The following is a 409-nucleotide window of genomic DNA, read 5'->3' on the forward strand; positions in this document are numbered from 1 at the left end:
GCGGCGAGCCCGGCGAGGGCGAGCAGCGTCAGCGGGACGCCGTCCACGAGGCGCAGCTCCAGCAGGATCCGCTCCACCCGCCGGTCCTCCGCCGAGAGGAGTTCGCGCCCCGCGCCCGGGGAGCGGCCCTGGGCGAGGGCGGCCGCGTAGGCGCCGGGGTGCTTGACGTTCCACCAGCGGACCCCGCCGACGTGCGAGTGGGCGCCCGGTCCGGCGCCCCACCAGTCGGCGCCGCGCCAGTACAGCTCGTTGTGCAGGCAGCGGCCCGCCTCCGAGGTGGCCCAGTTCGACACCTCGTACCAGTGGTAGCCCGCGTCGGCCATCACCGAGTCCGCGATCAGGTACCGATCGGCGTGCACGTCGTCGTCGGTCATGGGGACCTCGCCGCGGCGGATGCGGCGGGCCAGCT

1 pseudogene is annotated in these 409 nt (G+C 75.8%); it reads right to left on the bottom strand.

The window, feature by feature from the left end:
• Positions 1–409: pseudogene (locus G3I71_RS48970) on the bottom strand (coproporphyrinogen III oxidase); the annotation flags it as partial.

Origin of the sequence: Streptomyces sp. SID12501, assembly GCF_010550245.1 — a bacterium.
Taxonomy (GTDB): domain Bacteria; phylum Actinomycetota; class Actinomycetes; order Streptomycetales; family Streptomycetaceae; genus Streptomyces.